Origin of the sequence: Chelativorans petroleitrophicus (genome assembly GCF_025398195.1) — a bacterium.
GTDB classification, from domain to species: Bacteria; Pseudomonadota; Alphaproteobacteria; order Rhizobiales; family Rhizobiaceae; genus Chelativorans; species Chelativorans petroleitrophicus.
The window spans coordinates 110,001-126,290 of record NZ_JAODNV010000006.1 but is presented as its reverse complement, the minus strand read 5'-3'; the positions used below and the strand labels follow the sequence as shown (position 1 = coordinate 126,290).

Below are 16,290 nucleotides of genomic sequence, written 5' to 3'. Positions count from 1 at the left end.
ACCGGCGTGCAAGAGGTCTTGCCGCCACCCTGTTCGACGGGAGGAAATCGCAATGAATTTCAGGAAGGCACTTCTGCCGCTTGCCGTGCTTGCCGCCATGGTGGCAGGCAGCGCCCAGGCTCAGGTCAATGTCATGCTGCCGGCCAATCCCGGCGGCGGCTGGGATTCAACCGGGCGCCAGGCATTCCAGGCAATGAACGATGCCGGCATCTATACCGGCGCCGTGAATTTCACCAACAAGGGCGGTGCCGGCGGCACCATCGGCCTTGCCGAATTTCAGGGCGCGTATACCGGCAAGCCTGACGCGCTCGCGGTGTTCGGCGCCATCACCGTCGGCTCGATCATCCTCAACAAGTCGCCCATCGATCTGGCCGACTTCCGCCCGGTTGCCCGCCTGACGGCGGAGTATCTGGTGATCGCGGTTGCCGACAGCTCGCCGCATCAGTCCCTTCAGGATCTAGTCGAGGCGATGAAGGCCGATCCGGGCGCAACGCCTATCGGCGGCGGTTCGGCGGGCGGCGTCGACCATATCGCGCTGGCCCTCCTCGCCCAAGCGGCCGACATTCCGGTGAGCGACCTCAACTACATCCCGCAGGCAAGCGGCGCGGAAACCGTGACCGGCATCGTCAACGGCACGCTGGCGGCCGGCATCTCCGGCATTTCGGAATTCCAGCAGTTCGCCGAACAGGGCCGCATCCGCATCCTCGGCATCACCTCCGCCGAGCGCAAGGAAGGGCTTGATGTCCCAACTTTCAAGGAAGCGGGCTACGACATCGAGATCGCCAACTGGCGCGGTATCCTCGGTTCGCCGGACATGCCGGAAGACAACTATCAAACCTGGGTCGACCGCTTCACGCAGCTGAACGAGAGCGAGGCCTGGGCGAAGGTGCTGGAAACGCAGGGCTGGGACCAGTTCTTCATAGCGGGCGAGGAGTTCGGCAGCTTCATCCAGGAGGAAAACGAGCGGATCGGCGCCATCCTGAAAGAGGCCGGCCTTGCCGAATGAACGCGGGCACGCCGCAGCGGTCGGGGACAGCGCGAAGGCGGCTGTCCCCCGCCCCTGGTGGCTGGGCGGCCTCGTCGTCGCGCTCGGCTGCCTCTGCCTTTATGGCGCATTCAGCCTGCCGCAGGTGGCACGCTATGCCGGTATAGGACCCGGGCTCTTCGTTACGCTGGTGGGAAGCGGCCTGGTCCTGCTCGGCCTTCTCCTTCTCATCCAGATCGCGCAGGGCGAAACCTTTACGCCCCAGGACACCGAGGACGCCTCGGGTTCCGAGAAAGCCAATCTGACAGCCCTGCTCACCGCGCTCGCGGCAGCCACCGTGCCGGTGCTCACCATGCGAGCGCTCGGCGTACCCCTTACGGCCCTGCTCTCCTTCACGCTCGTCGCCCGGGCCTTCGGCTCCCGCCGCACAATGATCGACATCGCAACAGGCGCGATCCTGGGGAGCCTTGCCTGGTTCCTCTTCACGCGGCTCGGCCTGCAGCTTGGTGGGTTCATGCCCTTCGCGGGGATCTAGATGGAAACCTTTTCGCTTCTCCTTCAGGGCTTCGGTATCGCCCTTCAGCCGATCAACCTGTTCTGGGCCTTTCTCGGCTCGTTGCTCGGTACGGCGATCGGCGTCCTGCCGGGCATCGGCCCGGCGCTCACCATCGCGCTTCTGCTGCCGGTCACGATCAGCATCGCGCCCACCTCCGCCTTCATCATGTTCGCGGGGGTGCTCTACGGCGCCATGTATGGCGGCTCCACCACCTCGATCCTGATCAACACGCCCGGCGAAGCCGGATCGATGATGACGGCGCTGGAGGGAAACAAGATGGCCCGCGCTGGGCGTGGCGCAGCAGCGCTTGCCACTGCCGCGATCGGCTCCTTCATCGCCGGCACGATCTCCACCGTGCTTCTGACCTTCAGCGCTCCGGCGATCGCGGAACTTGCCTTCTACTTCCGCCCCGCGGACTATTTCGCGCTGACGGTGCTCGCCTTCACTTCCGTCGCGGTGGTGATGGGCACGTCACGCGTACGCGGCTTCATCTCCCTTTTCCTCGGGCTTGCCCTCGGACTTGTCGGCATCGACCAGATGACGGGCCAGGCGCGCCTCACCTTCGGCATCCCCGCTCTCTTCGACGGGATCGAGCTTACAGTGGTGCTGGTATCACTCTTTGCCGTGGGCGAAATCCTCTATGTCGCCAGCCGCTACCGCAAGGACGGTTCCGAGATGACGCCCATCCGCGGCCAGGTCTGGATGTCGCGCGAGGACTGGAAACGTTCCTGGAAACCCTGGCTGAGGGGCACGGCGCTCGGCTTTCCCATCGGCGCACTGCCGGGCGGCGGCTCCGAAATTCCGACCATGCTTTCCTACACGCTGGAGCGGAAGCTCACCAAGCATCCGGAGGAGTTCGGCAAGGGCGCAATCGAGGGCGTGGCGGGCCCGGAAGCCGCCAACAATGCGGCTGCCGCCGGCATCCTCATCCCGCTCCTGACGCTTGGGCTGCCGACATCCGCCACCGCGGCCGTGCTGCTCGCGGCCTTCCAGAACTACGGACTGCAGCCGGGCCCCTTTCTTTTCACCTCGAACCCGGACCTCGTCTGGGGCCTGATCGCCTCGCTCTATGTGGGGAATACGGTGCTGCTGGTGCTCAACCTGCCGCTTGTCGGCATATGGGTGAGGCTTCTCTCCATTCCCGCGCCGCAGCTTTATGCCGGCATTCTCGTCTTCGCGACCATCGGCATCTGGGGCGTGGCCAATTCCGTGGTGGACCTGGTCGTCATGGTGCTCGTCGGCATCGCGGGCTATGTCATGCGGGTCTATGACTTTCCCATCGCGCCCGTGCTGATCGGACTGATCTTGGGCCCCATGGCCGAGCAGCAGCTTCGCACCGCGCTCGCGGCGGGCCAGGGCAACCCGCTCGTGCTCGTCTCCACGCCGCTTTCGGTGGTCTTTCTGGTGATCGCGGCACTCTTCCTGCTCGCGCCGGTTCTCATCCGCCGTCTGCGGGCCAATGCTTGAACAACAAGAACAAAAGGCATCGTTCTGGTAAGATGAAAAAGTATCTGGTGAAGGTTCATCCGTCCGCCGCGCGGCTTCCGCGCGAAGAGCAGCTTGCCTGGCGCATTGCGGATTTCGCCGCCCATTGCGGCCCGCTCGACGCCGACGTGATCGACATGATCGCCTGCCGCATCGTCGACAACGCGGCAGTGGCGCTCGCGGCGATCAACCGCAAACCCGTCGCCGCCGCACGGGCAATGGCGCTCGCCCACCCGCGCAAGGGCGGCGCCACGCTCTTCGGCCTTCCGGCGCGGACCCGCGTCGATGCCGAATGGGCGGCCTGGGCCAATGCCACGGCGGTGCGCGAGCTCGACTTCCACGACACGTTCCTCGCGGCCGACTATTCGCATCCTGGCGATTCCATCTCGCCGCTGGTTGCCGTGGCTCAGCAAATGGGCCTCGACGGGGCGGCCCTTGCCCGCGGCATCGCGGCCGCCTACGAAATCCATGTCGCACTGGTGAAGGCGATCTCCCTCCACAAGTACAAGAAGGATCACGTGGCCCATCTGGCCCCGGCGACCACCGCCGGCATCGGCACCATGCTCGGGCTTCCCACCGAGATCATCTTTCAGGCGATCAACCAGGCGGTCCACCTCGCCTTCTCCACGCGCCAGTCACGCAAGGGTGAGATCAGCTCCTGGAAAGCCTATGTGCCCGGCTTTTCCGGCAAGCTCGCCATCGAATGCATCGATCGCGCCATGCGCGGCGAAGCTGCCCCCTCGCCCATCTACGAGGGGGAGGACTCGGTCATCGCATGGATGCTGGGCGGACCCGAGACGAGCTACGAGGTCGTTCTGCCCGAGCCGGGCGAAAGCCCGCGGGCCATCCTCGAGACCTATACGAAGGCGCATTCGGCCGAATATCAGGCGCAGGCGCTCATCGATCTTGCCATCGAGCTTTCCGGCCAGATCGGCGATCTTTCAGAGGTCAAGGACGTACTTCTCGAGACCAGCCATCACACCCACTACGTGATCGGCACCGGCGCCAACGATCCACAGAAGATGGACCCGGAGGCAAGCCGCGAGACGCTCGACCATTCGATCATGTATATCCTCGCCGTCGCGCTTGAGGACCGCAAATGGCACCATGTGGATTCCTACACGCGCGAACGCGCAAGGCGCCCCTCGACCGTGGAGCTCTGGCACAAGATCAGGACGGTGGAGGATCCGGCCTGGACAGCGCGTTATCACGATCCCAACCCTGCCAAGCGCGCCTTCGGCGGCCGGCTGATCGTCACCATGAAGGATGGCCGCGTCATTACGGGCGAACGCGCGGTGGCCGACGCGCACCCGAACGGCGCGCGGCCCTGGACCTGGCCGGACTATGTCGGCAAGTTCGACGGGCTCACCGGCGAGATCATAGACTCCGCCGAGCGTGACGCGTTCCTGTCCGCCGCAAGGGATGTGGCGAATCTTCCCGCCGGCTCGCTCGATGCGCTCGTGCCGGCCCTGCCGGAGGGTACCGTGACGCCTTCCCGGCCCACGGGCGAAGGCATCTTCGACCGCGGATTGGACGCTTGACGATGACACCCGCTGTTCCTCGTTTTCCAAGCACGCGAGCAGTCCCATGCTGAATCACGAGATCAACAAGGCGTTCCGGAAGCGGCTGGCGGAGGGCGGGCCGGTCCTTCTGCCGGGAGCCGCGAACGCCCTCTCCGCGCGCATCATCGCCGATCTCGGCTTCGAGGCGATCTATCTTTCGGGTGCAGGCCTCACCAACACTTTCCTGGGAATGCCCGATCTCGGCTTCATCAGCCTGCCGGAGATCGCCCAGCACACGGCGACCATTCGCGATGCGACGGACCTGCCCATCGTGGTCGATGCCGATACGGGCTTCGGCAACGCGCTCAATGTGCGCCATACCATCCGCACCCTAGAGCGCGCGGGCGCGAGTGCGGTGCAGATCGAGGATCAGGTGAGCCCGAAACGCTGCGGCCACTTTTCCGGAAAGGACGTGGTGGACCTTGCCGAGGCCCGCAGCCGCATCAGGGCCGCCGTCGATGCCCGGCAGGATGAAAACCTCCTCATTCTCGCCCGTACCGATGCGCGCTCGACCCTGGGCTTCGATGCGGCGATCGAGCGCGCGGAGGCCTTCATCGAGGACGGCGCGGACATAACATTCGTCGAGGCGCCCGAGAGCATAGAGGAAATCCGCGCCATTCCGGCCCGCCTCAAAGGCACGCCGCAGCTTGTCAATCTCGTGGTCGGCGGCCGCACGCCGATCATTGGTTTCGACGAGCTGGGAGACATGGGCTTTTCCCTCGTGCTTTACGCCAATGTCAGCCTGCAGGGCGCGGTTTATGGCATGCAGGCAGCATTGGAGAAGCTCAAGGCCGAGGGCAGGCTAGATGAATCCGGGCCGGTGGCGAGCTTCAAGGAGCGCCAGCGGCTTGTGAACAAGCCGTTCTTCGACGAGCTCGAAAAGCGCTATTCCACGGACGGAGCCTGATGGTAAACCACGCCGGGACGTTCGAAGCGGAGGAGGATTTCCGGTCGCTCTCCGACTCGCTGTTCGAGCAGTTGAGCGAGGCGATCGTCCGCGGCGAGTTCTCTCCCGGCGCCAAACTCAGCGAGCCGCGCCTTGCCGCGCGATACGGCGTCAGCCGCGGACCGCTGCGCGAAGCGATCCGCAGGCTTGAGGAGCGCAAGCTCGTCACGCGCACCCCGCGCCAGGGCGTGCGCGTGATCGTGCCCTCGCGCAAGCGCGCCGTCGAGCTCTTCCACATCCGCGAGGTGCTGGAGGGTCTTGCCGCCCGAGAAGCCGCACGCCACGCTACGCCGGACGAGATCGAGGCTCTGCAAGCCATGCTCAGGCAGCACGGGCAGGCGCTCGCCCGCCCCGATGCCATGGTTTACTGGCAGGCGAGGGCCAATTCGGATTTTCACTTCCTCATTGCCCGCATCGCCCGCAACGAGCAGCTTTTCGCACTGCTTTCGGGCGAATACTACACGCTGTTCCGGCTCTACCGCATGCAGCACCGGCTGGTGCCCGGCCGCGCCAGGCGCGCGCTCCTGGAACATGAGCGGATTGTCGATGCCATTGCCGATCACGATCGCGATCTTGCGGAGATGCTAATGCGCCGCCACATCGCCGCGGCCCGTAAGTCGCTCGAGGCGAGCATGGGTGAGGAAGGTGCGGATCAGGCAAGCACCGCCTGTTCCGATTTAGGTGCCGGAAACCTCTGACGCCAGTAGGGTGCACAGCCGCAGCGCGCGGCGCGACAGGGCTGAAATCGCCGGCGCCGCGCCATGTGGACGGGCATAAGGCAGATCGCCCCCAACAGACCTCTAGCGAATATCGGTTTCGCAATCGGTGCCTTCGTGCGCAAGCACCACTATACGCTCGTGCAGAATCTGGCCAGCCATGGCGTCGGCCGTTCGTTGCATGAAGAGCCGAGCGAAGTCGCCACCTGGCCGGACCCTTCGGAACGCAGAAAAATGCACGAAGGGCTCGTCTTCACGGTAGAGCCGTTCCTTTCCTTGGGCGCAGAACGGGCCATCGACGGCGACGATCCCTGGACACTGTTCAGCGACCCTCATGCCCCGACCGTGCAGTATGAACATACGGTAGTGGTGACCCGAAACGGCCCGGCCGTCGTCACCCTGCCCAGCTGACAGGTCGCATTCGAAAACGGTCCCGTACGCTTATCGCTGGGCGCCCATCACATCGAGAACAGCGCCGGTAACCAGCGATGCCTTGTCCGAAAGCAGCCAGACGATGGCCTCGGCAACCTCTTCGGGACGGCCCGCGCGGCCCAGCGGGGTTTTCGATGCGAACTCCTTTACCCTGTCGGCCTGCCCGGCCTTTGCATGAATGGGCGTATCGATCATCCCCGGGCGGATCGCATTGATGCGGATGCCGTCACGGGCGACCTCAACGGCGAGACCCTTCGTCATGGTGTCGACGGCAGCTTTCGACCCGGCGTAGTGAACAAATCGGCCGGGCGACCCGGTGAGCGCCCCGATGGACGAGATGTTCACGATACTCCCGCCCTTGCCGCCGAACCGTGTGGACATGCGCTTGATGGCTTCACGGCAGGCAATGAGCACTCCGGCCGTATTGACGGCGAGAATGTCCATCGTCTCCTGAAAATCGTAATTGTGAGCGGAGCGATGTTGCGAGCTGTTGATGCCTGCATTGTTGACGAGACCAGTGAGAGGGCCAAAAGCCCTGTCCGTCTCTTCAAACAGGCGGAGGATGTCCGCCTCCTTGCCCATGTCGGCACCGACCGCGATCGCCTCACCGCCAGCGGCTTTCACATCTGCCACCACCTGCTCGGCGAGATCCCGAGAACTCTTGTAGTTCACCACCACCTTTGCGCCGGAGGCGCCCAGCAATCGTGCTGTTGCCGCGCCGATGCCGCTGCTAGCGCCGGTTACGATAACGACTTCAGGCATGAAGGTGTCCCTGCAGATTGACCTGGCACATATGGAGATGCGCGGGGAAGAAGCCGTCAGTTTCCGCTACATCGTCCTCCCCGGCGGGTTCGGTTCAGCCGGCTGGAAAATCGGCACCGCGGGAGATATCCTCCCATGCCTTGAGCTCGGCCATGCGTTCTTCAAGCTCGGCACGCGTGCGCTCGACCGCGTTGACGCCGAGCAGGAGATGCAGCGGCGGCTCCGCCTGCTGGACCGCCTTGATGATTGCCTCGGCCGCTCGCACCGGATCGCCCGGCTGCTTGCCGTGCTGCGCCGCGGTCGTGGCGCGGAACTTGCCGGCGGTATCCGCATATTCTTCCATCGACCGCTTGGTCTCCCGGATGGACCGCCCGGCGAAGTCCGTGCGGAAGCCGGAAGGCTCCACGATCGTCACCTTGATGCCAAGCGGCTTCACCTCCTTGGCGAGCCCCTTGGACAGGCCATTGACCGCGAATTTCGTGGCGGAATAAAGCGACGAGCCGGGATTTGCGACGCGGCCTGCAACAGAGGAAATATTGACGATGTGGCCGCTGCGCTGCCGCCGCATGATGGGCAGCACGGCCCGTGTAACGTCGATCACTCCGAAGACATTGGTATCGAAAAGACGGCGAATTTCGTCTTCCTCAGCCTCTTCCAGCGCGGCGCGATAGCCATAGCCTGCATTGTTGACCAGCACGTCGATGGTACCGAACCGCTCGACCGCCGCGCTCACCGCCTCCCCGATCTGACCTTTGTCCCTCACGTCGAGAGGCGCGGAAATCGCGGTGTCAGAGTAATCCGCCACGATATCGGCGACGGAAGCGGGATCGCGTGCGGTGACCACTGCGTTCCAGCCGCGTGCCAGAACAGCCTTTGCAAGTTCACGGCCGAAGCCCGTAGAGCATCCTGTAATGAACCAGGTCGGCATGACGATGATCTTTCCTTCAAGTGGAGCGGAACACCTAGAATAACGTGCGCTTCATCATGAGGGGCATGTTGCGGCACATTTTCGAGAGGTGAAATTCAGGGCCAATGTTGACGGTTCTGGCCCGCAGCAGTTTCGTAGCCTGAAAATCGTTGCCATCGCTGTCGTGCCTCTCTCCGGCCGCGCGTAGTTCAAAACGCCAGGCGCATTAGCCCTGAGGAGGGAGGCACATGGAAAATGGATTCAGGCATACCGCCATCGTCGGCGCCGGCTTGGTGGGCTGCGGCTGGGCGGTGACATTCGCATTGGCGGGCTCAACCGTCACCCTCTATGACGAGCGCGCGGAGGCGCGGCAGAATCTTCCCGAGCGCCTGCGCGGCATGCTGGATGATCTGGAGAAGGCCGGGCTTGCCAACCACACGGCGGAAGCGTTCAGCCGCATGCGCGTCTGCGAAACGCTGGCGCAAGCACTCGACGGCGCGGACTATGTACAGGAAAGCGTGTTCGAACGTGTGGAGGTGAAGGCTACCGTCTCGAAAGACATCGGGGCGCTTATCGGCCCGCAAACCATTGTTGGCAGCTCGAGTTCCGGCATCCCGGCATCGGCTTTCACGCAGGAGGTGCCGAAGCGCGAGCGGTTTCTGATCGCCCATCCCGTGAACCCACCGCATCTGGCGCCGGTCGTGGAGCTGGTGCCCGCGCCCTGGACCGCGCCCGATGTCGTGCTTACCGTGCGTCACGCGCTGGCGGCAATGGGCAAGGTGCCGGTAGAGGTGCGGCGCGAGATCGAGGGCTTTATCCTGAACAGGCTCCAGGGCGCCCTGCTGAACGAGGCATGGGCGCTCTACGAGGAGGGCTATGCCAGCATCGAGGACATCGACGCGACGGTGTCGCACGGACTCGGCCTGCGCTGGGCGTTCATGGGGCCGTTCGAGACCATCGATCTCAACGCTCCGGGCGGCGTGGCCGACTATGCCGAGCGGCTTGCACCGCTCTATCACAGCATCGCGCTTTCGCGCACAGAACCGCGCGGCTGGTCTGCCGATCTGATCCGCAGGGTGACGGAGGAAAGGCGGCAAAGTCTGCCGCTTGAAAAGATCCCGGAGCGTTCGGCCTGGCGCGACCGGCGGCTCGCCGCTCTGGTGGCCCATCTTCGCGCGCAGGATCGGGCGGACAGGAACTGACCGCTGAATCGGCGCGGAGAGACAGCACGCGTTCGTCCATTCGCGGGCGATCGCACAAAGCCCGGATTCCGAGTCCATCCTGCAATCAAGGAGGGTGCGCGACCTCCTGCGCGCGCCGCGCAATATCGCAAAACCTCAGTTTCGGTACTTGAAATAGTTTTATTGGGGCGATGAGGACCCGCAGCAACTGCCATAGTCTCGCTTCATTGAGAAGGCTAGGCCGGTCGGTCGCAAGCGAAATAAAACGCCCGTCGAACTGCCTTCTACTAGCCGGTCCGGTGCACACTTGCCGGCGGGAGGGCTCTGTATGCCGGATTGTCTGCTCCAGAATGCGACAGGCACTGCACAGCCCGGGAAACAACTGGGAGGATATTTGATATGATTTCGCGACTCTTGAGGCACATCGTAGCCGCCGGCGCGGCAGTGGCGCTGTCGTTGCCGCTGATAGCTCCGGCCGCCGCACAGGATTACCCGAACAAGCCTGTCCGCATCATCGTGCCCTTCGCCGCCGGCGGTGGGACGGACATCTTCGCCCGTATCTGGAGCGAGGGTATGGGCAAGGCGCTGGGGCAGCGCTTCATTGTCGAGAACCAGCCTGGCGCGGCGGGTGCCATCGGCACCAAGGCAGGCATCGCCGCCGAACCTGACGGCTATACGGTGGTGGCGGGCACGGCCTCGACAATCGCCATCAATCCGCACGTGATGGGTGCCGAGATCGGCTATCAGCCGCTAACCGACCTGAAACCGGTGGCACTTTTCGCCTATACGCCTTGGATCCTGGTCGCATCCGCGAAACTGGGGGTGAACAGCATCGAGGAGCTGATCGCCTATGGAAAGGAGCACCCGGGAGAGCTGACCTGGGGCGGGTGGACGTCCACCGGCGAAATCGCCCGCAAGCTGTTCAGCCTGCGGACAGGTATTGAAATCCAGCAGGTGCCCTATGACGGCGCGGTGGCTGCGATGAACGACCTCGTGGCGGGCCGGACGGCGCTCGCCACACTGGACTATACCTCCGCCCGGCCCTTCGTCGAATCTGGAGACGTGAAGGCCTTGGCGGTGACAGGCGCCAACAGGACCGATCTTTTGCCCGACCTGCCGTCCTTCGGGGACTCGGGCGTCAAGGATGTCGACGTCAATTCCTGGGCCGGCCTGTTCGCCCCTGCCGGCACGCCCGATGACATCGTGGCGAAGCTGAACGAGGAAACCAACAAGGTGTTCTCCGATCCGGAGGTGCGGGCCCGCCTCGCCGACCTCGGCGCCGACGTCTACACCTGGAGCCCGGAGGAATGGGAAAAGTTCGTCGCCGATCAGAGCGAGCTCTGGAAGAAGGCGATCGAGGAAGTCAGTTCCGTCAAGTGACGGTTTCGCCGGCCGCGCGCGCAACGCGGCCGGCTTTTTCATCCGGAAGGCAGAACGTGAAAACCTACCGTCAACCGATGCCGCGGCCGGCAAAGGACTGCGACCACGGTATCGTCTACAGAAATGACAATGAGTTTTCCGGCTGGCCGTTTTACTGCGGCCTGTGGCGGATCGCCAATGGTGACATTGTCGCCGGCTTCAAGCGCATCGCCAATACCTATGGCGAACCCGAAGCGGTCTCACACGAGAAACTCACCTTTCGCCGCGGCGACCTTTACCTGATCCGCTCATCCGACAACGGCCGCACGTGGCCTCAGGAAACACTTTCACACGTGCATCGGCTCGACATCACCGCCGAGGAGATACTGGCCCAAGGTCCCCGCTCCTATGAGCCCGAAGGGCCGCTCGATCTGACGAGCCCAGATACGCTAATCATGACGGGCGCGGTTCCCGCTTTCCTCAAGCCGGACAGCCAGGCCTGGCTTCGCGCCTCAACCGACGGGGGGCGGACGTGGCGGCGTCACATATTGCTGCCGAATTGCGGGCTGCCCAGCCTTTCAGGCAACGGATCCTCGATGGTACGTTCCGATGGCATGAACCTCATCGGCCTTGCGATGACCACCGACGGCGGCTGGGTGAACCGGCCACTGGTCTATGGGAGCCGCGATGGGGTCGAGTGGCGCTTCCTCTCCTTCATCACGCCCAAGGGCGATGAAGGCTCCGCTGTCAGCGACCGCGCCGGACCTTTCATTTTCGGAGCCATCCGCCAATTCTACCCGCGCCTGATCGAGCTTCATGACGGGACGATCCTTGCCTCAGTGCGCTTTCAGCGCGAGGCGCGCGACGTGATCTGGACGGACATCTACCGTTCCCGCGATGGCGGTCTGACATGGCATTTTCTTTCGCGCGTGACCGATTGGGGCGCGCCGGGCGACCTCGTCCAGATGCAGGACGGCAGGGTCGTCTGCGTCTACGGCTATCGCGTCAGGCCGTGGGGCATCCGCGCCCGCGTCAGCGAGGACGGCGGCGAAACATGGGGTGGTGAGCTCATCCTGCGCGACGACGGCGGAAGCTGGGACCTCGGCTATCCGCGCGTCATCGAAGTCGAGCCGGGGCGGCTGCTCTGTATCTATTACATGAACACCGCCGACGATCCCATCCAGATGAACGGCGGGGTGCGTCACATCGCCAGGACGTTTTTCACACCAGACTGAGGGGGGCGCCTTTGAATCGTAAAGAACAGGCCGTGGAATTTCTCATGCGCATCGATATCGTGGCAGGTATTCTGCTCAGCGCGCTTGCGGTACTCATCTGGTACGAGGCGGTCCCTCTTCCCGTAGGGGAACTCAGCTATTTCGGCTCCGGCTTCATGCCGAGGGTATGCGCCGCGGCGCTGCTGATCGGCGGGCTGAGCCTGCTTTTTCGCGGAGTAACGCAACCCTCTTCGGAAGCTGAGAAGCTTGTCCTCGCCGTGCGGGGGCCGTTCTTCGTCGGATTCGCCATTCTGATCTTCGCCTTGACGATCAAGGGCTATGCCGTCGGGCCTTTGACCATTCCGCAGCTGGGGCTGGTGGTGGCGGGGCCGCTTTCCATCTTCATTTCGGGCTTCGGCACCGTCGAGGCCCGCCCGGGCGAGCTGATCGTGCTGGCGCTCGGGCTTACAGGCCTCGGCATTCTCGTCTTCGTGGACCTTCTTAATGTGGCCCTTCCCGTGCTGCCTTCCTTCATCGAGCGCGGCATTCCACAGAGCTGGGGCATCGATTGGCCACCGCGCATCGCTGCAATTATCCTCCTCTCAGCTGCGGGCGGGCTGGCCTGGGCTTTCCGCGCTGCCGACAATTCGCATAGCGAGGACATGAAGGAGGCGGATCAATAATGGAACAGCTGTTCGACCACCTTGCCCTCGGCTTCTCGATCTCCTTCTCTTTCCAGAACCTGCTTCTCTGCCTCCTGGGGTGCCTGGTCGGCACGCTCATCGGGGTTCTGCCCGGCATCGGGCCGCTGGCGACGATCGCCATTCTGCTGCCGCTCACTTACAGCGTCGATCCGGTCGGAGCGCTGATCATGCTGGCGGGCATCTATTACGGCGCGCAATATGGCGGCTCCACGGCCGCCATCCTTGTCAACATGCCGGGTGAAGCGTCCTCCGTCGTCACGACGCTCGACGGCCATGCCATGGCCAAGGACGGGCGCGCGGGCAAGGCGCTGGGCATTGCTGCGATCGGCTCCTTCATTGCCGGCACCTTCGGCGTGCTGGTGGTTGCTGCCCTCGCCACGCCGCTTGCCGCCATCGCGCTCAGCTTCACCGCCGCCCACTTCTTCGCGCTGATGGTGCTGGGCCTCACGCTCGCCGTGGTACTTGCGGGCGGGTCTCTGCTCAAGGCTGGCTGCATGCTTGTCATCGGTGTGACAATGGCGCTGGTTGGAGCGGATCCGCTCACCGCCGAGCCGCGGCTCACCTTCGGCCTGCAGACCCTTTACGACCGCTTCGACCTCGGCATCGTAGCCATGGGCCTGTTCGGCATTGCCGAAATCCTGCGCAATCTCGAACTGCAGCACAAGCGCCCGGCAATAACGCCAGTGGTTGGAAAGCTGCTGCCCGATCGCAAAGATTTCCGCCAATCGGCCGGAGCGATCGGACGCGGCTCGGTCTTAGGCGCCATTCTCGGCATCCTGCCCGGCAATGGCGTTATCCTCTCGTCCTTCGCCTCCTATGCGCTTGAAAAGCGTATCGCGAAGGATCCCTCTCGCTTCGGGAAAGGAGCAATCGAGGGCGTGGCGGGGCCCGAGGCAGCCAACAACGCGGGAGCACAGACCGCCTTCGTGCCTCTGCTTACCATGGGTTTGCCCGCGACAGCGACCATGGCCTTGATGGCCGGCGCAATGACCCTGCACGGCGTGCTGCCCGGCCCGCAGATGATGGACCAGCACCCGGACACGTTCTGGGGCGTGGTTACCTCCATGTGGCTGGGCAACGCCATGCTGGTCATCATCAACCTGCCCTTGATCGGCATCTGGGTGCGGCTCCTGCGCGTGCCCTACCGGCTTTTGTTTCCCGCCATAGTCTTCGTGTGCTGCGTCGGCATCTTCTCGGTCGGACTACAGCCGGCGCATGTGATCCAGGTGGCGATATTCGGTCTGGCCGGCTATCTGCTCTCAAAGCTGAGACTGGAGGCGGCGCCACTGCTTCTTGGACTGGTGCTCGGCTCCCTGCTGGAAAACAACTTGAGGCGCGGGCTCGTTCTGGCGCGCGGCGACGTGATTGCCTTTCTGAGCGACCCGCTCACCCTCTCGCTGCTCGCGCTTTCCATCGTCATCATCGTGACCGCAATTCTGCCGGCTGTGGCACAGCGGCGGGTGGAAATTCCCGCGGTGGACGACTGATCGTGAAGCCTTTCACAAAGAGGCAGTGACAGGCTCTGACGCCCCCGCTCGATGGCGGGGGACGCGGAGCTTGCGCCGCCTGCGGTTCGCGCCGGCTGGCCACCCGCCCGGTCTACACGCGACGAGCTATGTGCCGCTTGAAGACTTCATCGACGAGGCCATGGCACTGCTTCTTTTAGGAGCCCATGCCGCGGGGGATCCTCGTCGGGCGTAGGCTTTCTGCGGTGGGCGGAGCAGGACGGCCGCCTCGATTGGGCAAAGAAGCAACGCTCATTAAGCATTATGCGCATGAATACACAGGCGGGCGGAAGGCTCCGGAAGCCATGGCTGCTCCGGGCCGGCTACACTTTGCCTCTTCCCCAATCCAACAAGAAGCAGCTACGCGGCAGATCCGCCCATGAACAAGCCGCAACAGGGGCCGCAATTACCAGCAACACCGTAATCAGGCAGCCGACAGGCGACGCGGAGCGCCGCGTCACCGCGTTGCGCGGCAACCCAGGCGGAGATATCCCACGGTTCGGGCGTCCTCCGCCCGGTGGGTTATACGGCAAACACCAGAACGCCAATACGACAAAGCCCGGCATGGGCCGGGCTTTCTAATTTGCTGATTTCCTGGCGAATTTGGTTGCGGGGGCAGGATTTGAACCTGCGACCTTCAGGTTATGAGCCTGACGAGCTACCGGGCTGCTCCACCCCGCGTCGTGCAGCTATGACTGCAAAATAAGTTCAAACCGCTCAAGAAGAGAACAACAGAACATGCGTTTGGCAGACCTGGCAGCGACCTACTCTCCCGCGTCTTAAGACGAAGTACCATCGGCGCTGGGGCGTTTCACGGCCGTGTTCGGAATGGGAACGGGTGCAGCCACCCCGCCATAACCACCAGGTCGGCCAAGCGCATATTCTGTATCGAGAAGCTGGAATTGACGAATAGCGAATAGATACACACCCAAACCGCGCGTTCTATTTGCGGCCTGCTATTCCATTCACCCACCATCGTGCTGCGATGGGCACAAGCAATGAGAACGATCAAGCCGATCGAGCTATTAGTACCGGTAAGCTTCACGCATTGCTGCGCTTCCACACCCGGCCTATCAACGTGGTCGTCTTCCACGGCTCTCAGGGAACACTCGTTTCCAGGTGGGTTTCCCGCTTAGATGCCTTCAGCGGTTATCCCGTCCGTACATAGCTACCCTGCACTGCGGCTGGCGCCACAACAGGTCCACCAGAGGTACGTCCATCCCGGTCCTCTCGTACTAGGGACAGATCCTGTCAATGTTCCTACACCCACGGCAGATAGGGACCGAACTGTCTCACGACGTTCTGAACCCAACTCACGTACCGCTTTAAATGGCGAACAGCCATACCCTTGGGACCTGCTCCAGCCCCAGGATGCGATGAGTCGACATCGAGGTGCCAAACAACCCCGTCGATATGGACTCTTGGGGGTCATCAGCCTGTTATCCCCGGCGTACCTTTTATCCGTTGAGCGATGGCCCTTCCACGCGGGACCACCGGATCACTATGACCGACTTTCGTCTCTGCTCGACTTGTCTGTCTCGCAGTCAGGCAGGCTTATGCCATTGCACTCGACGAACGATTTCCGACCGTTCTGAGCCCACCATCGCGCGCCTCCGTTACTCTTTAGGAGGCGACCGCCCCAGTCAAACTACCCACCATACACTGTCCTGGACCCGGATGACGGGCCGCAGTTAGACATCCATGTCCACAAGGGTGGTATTTCAAGGGCGGCTCCACCCAGGCTGGCGCCCGGGCTTCAAAGCCTACCACCTATCCTACACATGCGAACACGAATGCCAGTGTAAAGCTATAGTAAAGGTGCACGGGGTCTTTCCGTCTAACCGCAGGTACCCCGCATCTTCACGGGGAATTCAATTTCACTGAGTCTCTGCTGGAGACAGCGGGGAGGTCGTTACGCCATTCGTGCAGGTCGGAACTTACCCGACAAGGAATTTCGCTACCTTAGGACCGTTATA

General features: G+C 63.3%; 13 protein-coding genes, 1 tRNA gene, 2 rRNA genes and 1 pseudogene (1 of these 17 cut by a window edge). 12 read left to right on the top strand and 5 right to left on the bottom strand.

Annotated features, from left to right (window positions below; genetic code table 11):
* Positions 1-52: 52 nt before the first annotated feature.
* From NYR54_RS05390 to NYR54_RS05360, 7 genes and pseudogenes are all read left to right on the top strand, one after another.
* Complete coding sequence (locus tag NYR54_RS05390; RefSeq protein WP_261514579.1) at positions 53-1,006, top strand: Bug family tripartite tricarboxylate transporter substrate binding protein; 954 nt, start codon at positions 53-55, stop codon at positions 1,004-1,006.
* Positions 996-1,520, top strand: a complete 525-nt coding sequence (locus NYR54_RS05385; protein WP_261514578.1) for a tripartite tricarboxylate transporter TctB family protein — start codon at positions 996-998, stop codon at positions 1,518-1,520. Before NYR54_RS05390 ends, NYR54_RS05385 begins: the two co-directional genes overlap by 11 nt.
* A complete protein-coding gene (locus NYR54_RS05380; protein ID WP_261514577.1) occupies positions 1,521-3,008 on the top strand; it encodes a tripartite tricarboxylate transporter permease in 1,488 nt (495 codons plus the stop codon).
* A gap of 32 nt (positions 3,009-3,040) precedes the next feature.
* A complete protein-coding gene (locus NYR54_RS05375; protein WP_261514576.1) occupies positions 3,041-4,567 on the top strand; it encodes an MmgE/PrpD family protein in 1,527 nt (508 codons plus the stop codon).
* A 46-nt stretch (positions 4,568-4,613) separates the two neighbouring features.
* Positions 4,614-5,495 (top strand): isocitrate lyase/PEP mutase family protein, encoded by an 882-nt coding sequence (locus tag NYR54_RS05370; RefSeq protein WP_261514575.1) that lies wholly within the window; start codon positions 4,614-4,616, stop codon positions 5,493-5,495.
* Entirely contained in the window at positions 5,495-6,232 is a 738-nt protein-coding gene (locus NYR54_RS05365; protein WP_261514574.1) for a GntR family transcriptional regulator, read from the top strand. The genes NYR54_RS05370 and NYR54_RS05365 overlap by 1 nt, the downstream gene beginning before the upstream one ends.
* Positions 6,233-6,286: 54 nt before the next feature.
* Positions 6,287-6,661, top strand: a pseudogene (locus tag NYR54_RS05360) (M24 family metallopeptidase); the annotation flags it as partial.
* Positions 6,662-6,691: 30 nt separating this feature from the next.
* Here the strand turns inward: NYR54_RS05360 and NYR54_RS05355 are convergent.
* Entirely contained in the window at positions 6,692-7,444 is a 753-nt protein-coding gene (locus NYR54_RS05355; protein ID WP_261514573.1) for an SDR family oxidoreductase, read from the bottom strand.
* A 94-nt stretch (positions 7,445-7,538) separates the two neighbouring features.
* Complete coding sequence (locus NYR54_RS05350; protein ID WP_261514572.1) at positions 7,539-8,372, bottom strand: oxidoreductase; 834 nt, start codon at positions 8,370-8,372, stop codon at positions 7,539-7,541.
* A 227-nt stretch (positions 8,373-8,599) separates the two neighbouring features.
* Between NYR54_RS05350 and NYR54_RS05345 the strand changes: the two genes are divergently transcribed.
* From NYR54_RS05345 to NYR54_RS05325, 5 genes are all read left to right on the top strand, one after another.
* The gene (locus NYR54_RS05345) at positions 8,600-9,553 is read left to right on the top strand and encodes a 3-hydroxyacyl-CoA dehydrogenase (RefSeq protein WP_261514571.1); all 954 of its coding nucleotides are present in this window, start codon (positions 8,600-8,602) and stop codon (positions 9,551-9,553) included.
* A gap of 378 nt (positions 9,554-9,931) precedes the next feature.
* Positions 9,932-10,912 carry a Bug family tripartite tricarboxylate transporter substrate binding protein gene (locus tag NYR54_RS05340; protein ID WP_261514570.1) on the top strand — a complete coding sequence of 327 codons (981 nt, stop codon included), beginning with the start codon at positions 9,932-9,934 and terminating at the stop codon, positions 10,910-10,912.
* Between the two features lie 56 nt (positions 10,913-10,968).
* Positions 10,969-12,126, top strand: a complete 1,158-nt coding sequence (locus NYR54_RS05335; RefSeq protein WP_261514569.1) for a sialidase family protein — start codon at positions 10,969-10,971, stop codon at positions 12,124-12,126.
* An 11-nt stretch (positions 12,127-12,137) separates the two neighbouring features.
* On the top strand, positions 12,138-12,788 hold the full coding sequence (locus NYR54_RS05330) for a tripartite tricarboxylate transporter TctB family protein (RefSeq protein WP_261514568.1): 651 nt from the start codon (positions 12,138-12,140) through the stop codon (positions 12,786-12,788).
* Positions 12,788-14,296: a tripartite tricarboxylate transporter permease gene (locus NYR54_RS05325; RefSeq protein WP_261514567.1), complete on the top strand. Its 1,509-nt coding sequence runs from the start codon at positions 12,788-12,790 to the stop codon at positions 14,294-14,296. The genes NYR54_RS05330 and NYR54_RS05325 overlap by 1 nt, the downstream gene beginning before the upstream one ends.
* A gap of 622 nt (positions 14,297-14,918) precedes the next feature.
* On the opposite strand, the gene NYR54_RS05320 is transcribed toward NYR54_RS05325, so the two are convergent.
* From NYR54_RS05320 to NYR54_RS05310, 3 genes are all read right to left on the bottom strand, one after another.
* Positions 14,919-14,995: transfer RNA gene (locus NYR54_RS05320), tRNA-Met, on the bottom strand.
* Between the two features lie 70 nt (positions 14,996-15,065).
* Positions 15,066-15,180: ribosomal RNA gene (gene rrf / locus NYR54_RS05315) — 5S ribosomal RNA — on the bottom strand.
* 138 nt (positions 15,181-15,318) lie between these two features.
* Positions 15,319-16,290, bottom strand: a 23S ribosomal RNA gene (locus tag NYR54_RS05310) (it continues 1,864 nt past the right edge of the window).

What these genes read in the sequence shown, in the direction of transcription:
- NYR54_RS05350 (WP_261514572.1), bottom strand. Translation starts at nt 8,372, where the DNA reads ATGCCGACCTGGTTCATTACAGGATGCTCTACGGGCTTCGGCCGTGAA.
- NYR54_RS05355 (WP_261514573.1), bottom strand. Translation starts at nt 7,444, where the DNA reads ATGCCTGAAGTCGTTATCGTAACCGGCGCTAGCAGCGGCATCGGCGCG.
- NYR54_RS05345 (WP_261514571.1), top strand. Translation starts at nt 8,600, where the DNA reads ATGGAAAATGGATTCAGGCATACCGCCATCGTCGGCGCCGGCTTGGTG.
- NYR54_RS05375 (WP_261514576.1), top strand. Translation starts at nt 3,041, where the DNA reads ATGAAAAAGTATCTGGTGAAGGTTCATCCGTCCGCCGCGCGGCTTCCG.
- NYR54_RS05325 (WP_261514567.1), top strand. Translation starts at nt 12,788, where the DNA reads ATGGAACAGCTGTTCGACCACCTTGCCCTCGGCTTCTCGATCTCCTTC.
- NYR54_RS05370 (WP_261514575.1), top strand. Translation starts at nt 4,614, where the DNA reads ATGCTGAATCACGAGATCAACAAGGCGTTCCGGAAGCGGCTGGCGGAG.
- NYR54_RS05365 (WP_261514574.1), top strand. Translation starts at nt 5,495, where the DNA reads ATGGTAAACCACGCCGGGACGTTCGAAGCGGAGGAGGATTTCCGGTCG.
- NYR54_RS05340 (WP_261514570.1), top strand. Translation starts at nt 9,932, where the DNA reads ATGATTTCGCGACTCTTGAGGCACATCGTAGCCGCCGGCGCGGCAGTG.
- NYR54_RS05380 (WP_261514577.1), top strand. Translation starts at nt 1,521, where the DNA reads ATGGAAACCTTTTCGCTTCTCCTTCAGGGCTTCGGTATCGCCCTTCAG.
- NYR54_RS05390 (WP_261514579.1), top strand. Translation starts at nt 53, where the DNA reads ATGAATTTCAGGAAGGCACTTCTGCCGCTTGCCGTGCTTGCCGCCATG.